This is a genomic window from Halorientalis persicus (assembly GCF_900110215.1).
Taxonomy (GTDB): domain Archaea; phylum Halobacteriota; class Halobacteria; order Halobacteriales; family Haloarculaceae; genus Halorientalis; species Halorientalis persica.
Map to the genome: position 1 here is coordinate 1 of NZ_FOCX01000078.1, position 5,062 is coordinate 5,062.

The 5,062-nt window shown below is 54.1% G+C and carries 2 protein-coding genes and 1 pseudogene; 2 read left to right on the forward strand and 1 reads right to left on the reverse strand.

Features of this window, described 5'->3' with window-relative positions:
* Window positions 1–713, reverse strand: a pseudogene (locus tag BMX17_RS24455) (RNA-guided endonuclease InsQ/TnpB family protein); the annotation flags it as partial.
* Between the two features lie 393 nt (window positions 714–1,106).
* Here BMX17_RS24455 and BMX17_RS24460 point away from each other — a divergent pair.
* Entirely contained in the window at window positions 1,107–2,024 is a 918-nt protein-coding gene (locus BMX17_RS24460; protein ID WP_211611489.1) for a zinc ribbon domain-containing protein, read from the forward strand.
* Window positions 2,025–3,427: 1,403 nt separating this feature from the next.
* A complete protein-coding gene (locus BMX17_RS24470; protein WP_211611490.1) occupies window positions 3,428–4,927 on the forward strand; it encodes a Cdc6/Cdc18 family protein in 1,500 nt (499 codons plus the stop codon).
* Window positions 4,928–5,062: the final 135 nt, after the last annotated feature.

Here is a 5,062-nt window from a genome sequence, read left to right on the forward strand (position 1 = left end):
TGCTGGAAGTAGTGCTTGTCTTCGCGCAACGTGTTGCCCGGATACAACAGGGCATCGTCAGGGAACGCGACTGCGGCAGGGTTACAGATCCCAAGATCAACGCCTGCGGTGTTCTCGCCGGGCGACTCTGCACCGATCTCTTTCTCGCAGACAATGTGCAACTCCCAGCGGTCTTTTCCGCTGTTGTAGACAGCACGAACCTGCTGAATATTCTCCAGCTCAACCGCTGGTGGTGCTTGGTATTCGCAGAGGATGAAGTCGCGCCCGTCTTTGTGGTTTTTGCCTTTGCTGAGGCGGAGTCTGCCGTGTTTCGTGTCGTGACGGATACCTTTCTGCTTCCACGTCACCGTCGAGCGTGGGTGTTCCTCGTGGACTCTGTTGCCGTCGTTGTCGTAGTAGTTGCGTTTGCGGTAGCCCGGTGGGTTGTCCCGGTCGTCGTCGGAGCCAAACCACGAACTGAAGGCTTCAGAAAGCTCTTCGAGAACTTTCTGGCTGGACTGGGAATGCAGTCCCTTGTATTTTGGATAGGTTTTCAGTTCGTGTTTGAGTTCGTTTTCGTCGGGAATTTCGCCCGTTTCGTCCCACTGTTGACGGGCGTAGTAGTTGGCAACGTTCCAGAGTTTGGATGCCGACCAGCCGTGGTCGTCCAGCGCACCAGCCACTTGCGAGTGGTTCTGGATACGGCAAACGTAGGTACGGCGTATTGTCGGCATCCGTTACCTATTGTTATGAACGACTATTTTTTAAATATTGTGGAATATCCAGCAGTGGTGTATCCGGTGGACTGTTTCACGGAGTGACGGCGCGTATCCACGGCCTGAAGGCCGTGGTATTGCGCCTGCTCCGCCTATAAGTACGACAGTGATAGCGAGACGCTGACCATCCGACTCAAGACGCCAGACACACTTTCACCGGAGGCACGGGGCGACTGGTCGTGGACGGAGTACGAGCGTGGCGGCTACGAGGCGTTTCATGATCTCCTCGCTCACGGCGATCTCTCGGCTCCTGAGTTCCAGCCTTCCTGTCGCAAAACTGGTGACGCCTACTACGAACTCTCCTTCCCGGTCGATGTCGAACAGACTAGAGCAAGCGACGACGGTGGCTGCGTGCTGGCACTCGACGCCGGGATGCGAAAAGACATGACTGCTGTGGTGGTCACTGACGACGGTGAACAACTGTCCACGCCACATTTCATCCAGTTCACCGACCGTGACGGTATGCGGCGACTTCACCGCGAACGAACCCGCTTGAACGACCGCCTTGCCGCGTTGCGCCGTAATGGTCGCTCGCATACTGAGGAGTTCGCTCACATCCAGAGCGAATACGAACGGGTCAACGCCAAGATACAGCACAAGCGCGAGCAACTGACACACGACGTAGCCAACCAAGTCCTCGCACTCGCACTCGTCTACGACGTAGACGCCATCGTTCACGAGGACTTGCGCTCGCTCTCGCCGCCGCGTGACGAAGGCACGTTGTCGTGGGAATTGTCGTCGTGGGCGCGGCGGGACATCATCGAGAACATCGAATACCGGGCAGACTGTGCCGGTCTGACTGTTGAACGAGTCTACCCAGAGGGAACGAGTCGGTCGTGTCCCCGATGTGGTTCGACCGGTCACACCTGCAAGTCACCCGACCACCAGCAAGAACACTGGTGGGGCGGGCACTTCCGGTGTGACAATGCCCGGTGTGGGTTCGAGGGCGACCGCGACTACATCGGGGCGCTGAACGTGGCGCGGGTGTTCTTCAGCGAGACGGACGAGCTAGACCACGGTTTCACGTCCTCCTACACGGGGGATGCTGAAATCATGCTAGCTAGCCGTTCCGCTGGCACGCGGCTCACGTTCGGGACTGGCGTCGTTGCCTACGAACCCGAACAGGCACGGGCGACCGCTGGTGGTGGGTCGGCTGTGATAGCGCCCGCTGTCGCCCTGCCCGAGTCGAACGCAGATGGTAGTAATGGACGTGGCCCAGCCGTCCAACAGTGTACCCGATTCCTACTGTGTACTACTGAAAGCTACTGAAAATTGGAACGGTTGGTTGAACGACCACGACTGTTCCCCAAAATCGGCAGGTCTCCAGTCGTGTTCCTTCCACTGCCAGTACGCCCCATCAGAGGGTGCGTCCCTGCTGCGTTCAGCAAACAGGGCAGCAGGCCGAGCCATCGGCCCAACTTCAGACTGCAAGATATTCCACGCCCCAGCAACATCAGCGTGTGTCTCTAAGTCGCACGCTTCACATCCACATTATACCGGAATCGAAGTCCAGCAACGCTTGAACTCCTCATTCATCGAGATCGGTATCACAGACGAAACCAGACGAACCCCCTCCCCCCTTTTTCGAGTTGTAAACTCGTGGTGCCGGGGAGGGGCTGAACGGCAGAAGGGCTCCAAAACAGCCGATTGTGGCGGATATACGCAATAGAGAGGTTGAGTATCTCATTTTCTAACTTGCAATTAGAAATGCGAAGGTTTATATTGCATATTACCTAACCATATCCGTACTAGAGACAAAGAAAACATATCGTCTAGAGAAGCTAGACGATTGAGATCTCTGGATGTAGATACTCGTCTTTGATCCTAATCCCGTGTTTTATCAAGTCTCACTCCCTCTACCTTATATTCTATTTATTCAACACTCGCTACATGGTGTCTGAAGTAGCCTATCCAGAGCGACTTACAACTCGAAAAAGGGGAGAGGGGGTGGAACATTCGGGATCACGAAAACAGCCCTCGCGAGCAATTATACGCTGAGCAGGCGCAATACCATGGCCTTCAGGCCGTGGTATTGCGCCGTCACCATTTGTCTTTAGCTAAGACCTGTGGTAATTTCCAGGAGTCGGATTATAACTGACAGTGTTTGGGGAGAGAAAACGGTCTGGTGAAGCACTTTCCCGTGTGAAATTCGGCGATAAGCCACACTATGTTCTGATGTTTTCGGCGTGTTGGCGAGTGCTACAGACGAAATTCGACTGGAAATCACTGCCAGAGGGTATTAGCTAAAGACGAATGCATCCCCACCCTACTCGCTCCCATTCGGTCGCTCTTTGAGGGTGGGGGCTTCTCGCCCAATCTGCTAAGAACATCATTCACAGAATCTAGGTGGATTTTGCTCCGGGACTCATCTCGACTCACTTCTCCTTACAACACGAAAATGGGGTGGGGTGGGTGGAAGCATCGAACTAGGTGTGTTACCGTCCCCAACGTCTTACAACTCGAAAACGGGGGGTCTGGGTCATCGAGGAAGTTCGACGATAGCGAGCTTCGTCGAACCGTTACAACTCGAAAACGGGGGGTGATAGATTCCGAAGACGGCATCTGACTCATCCAGAGGATACAGGGCTGTAGTCGTTAGATAGCCTGTTTTCGCACGTTTACAACTCCACAATGGTCCATATTTTTATACCCAGAGTTCGAGGGAGTTCATAATGGGACGAGAGGGACGTAGAGCAGGATCGAATAATCCAGAAGATGAAGAGGATCGTGAACCTTCTTCTGCTGATCCTGAAAATTCTGAGACGATCGATGAGGTGGTGAATTCTCCTAGCACGTCACAAACGACCATCGGAGACAGATCAGATCCCACCAACTCATCTCAAGAAACAGCTAACGGTGACGATGGCGGCATCTCAATTCGTGATCGGCTACAAACTGAGTCGTCTGGTGGTGTTTTTTCGAACAAAGACCTCGTCCGGTCAGATACCATCATCGACGAGGACCGTATCGTCGGTCGTGACGACCAGCTGGGCCGTGTCGTCGACAACCTAAAACCGGTTCTTCAGAATGAAGGGATCCCCGATATGCTTCTGAGTGGACCATCTGGAACGGGGAAGTCGCTCATCATTCATGCGGTCTGCAAACAAATCGTCGAACTGTGTGAGTCTCAAGGCAAGACGTTCGGGGTTCTCTCTATCAACTGTGAGGGGCCGAAGACTGCAGATCGGGCTGTCTATCGGTTAGTTAAAGCTGCTGCCGACGACCTCGGTGTCGATCCTGATGTTCCCCAAACGGGCGTTTCAACGGATCAGAAGCTCGAGCGACTGTACGAGCTCATGCGAGAGTATTACGACGGTGTCATCTTCATCCTCGATGAGATCGATATGCTCGAGGGACCGTATCAGGAAGCAGAGTACAATTCTCTCATCTACCAGCTTTCACGGGCTCACAAACTCGCCGACTTTGATGGTCCCATTTCACTCACGACGATCACGAACTACGCCGACTTCATGAAGGAGCTCAACAGCCGCGCACAAAGTTCCTACAATCCCGACGACATCTTCTTCGACGATTACGATGCGACGCAACTCCGTAGTATTCTCCACAACCGGGAGGACGCCTTCAAGCCAGAATCACTTGCAGATGATGTCATTCCGCTTGTTGCCGCGTTCGGATCCCAAACGCATGGGGATGCGCGGAAGGCGATTGATCTCCTCAGATGGGCTGGCGAATTAGCTGAGCGGCGTGGAGCTGACACGGTTACCGAGACTGATGTCCGTGAAGCCCAGGAGAAATACACCGAAAACCGCAAACTCCGCCATATCAGCGGAATTTCGACTCAAAAGAAACTCTCTATCTACGCCGTGGCGGCAACGGCCAACTACGCAAGAGAACACGTTGAGTGGATCCCTGCTGGACCAGCGTTCAAGACGTACCAATTCATTGCTGATACGTTGGACGCGGACCAGTACAGTCGCGAGACGTTCGTAAATCACGTCACTGAGCAGAGTACGTACGGTGTGTTGGACTTTGAGCGACGAGGTAAGGGTCGAGGCAGAGGAGTGCATATGTATTTCTCCCTCTCTGAGGATCCGGAAACGATCATGGAGACGATCCGTGAGGATTCCCGGTTCGAAGATCTAGCTCACGAAGAGGCGACAATCAGTGCAGTTGTCCGCGAACGGCTGAAGCAGTTCCGGAGTAAGAAGTGAACTACCCCTACCTACTCACTCACGGCTATCGCCGTTCGTTCCTTGAGGCAGGGGCTTCCTGTTTCAACGACGGAACTTGCAGACACTTCATGGATGGCATCCGTGTCCACAGCGGTTCCAGTCTCCGCAGGCGTT

What these genes read in the sequence shown, in the direction of transcription:
- BMX17_RS24470 (WP_211611490.1), top strand. Translation starts at nt 3,428, where the DNA reads ATGGGACGAGAGGGACGTAGAGCAGGATCGAATAATCCAGAAGATGAA.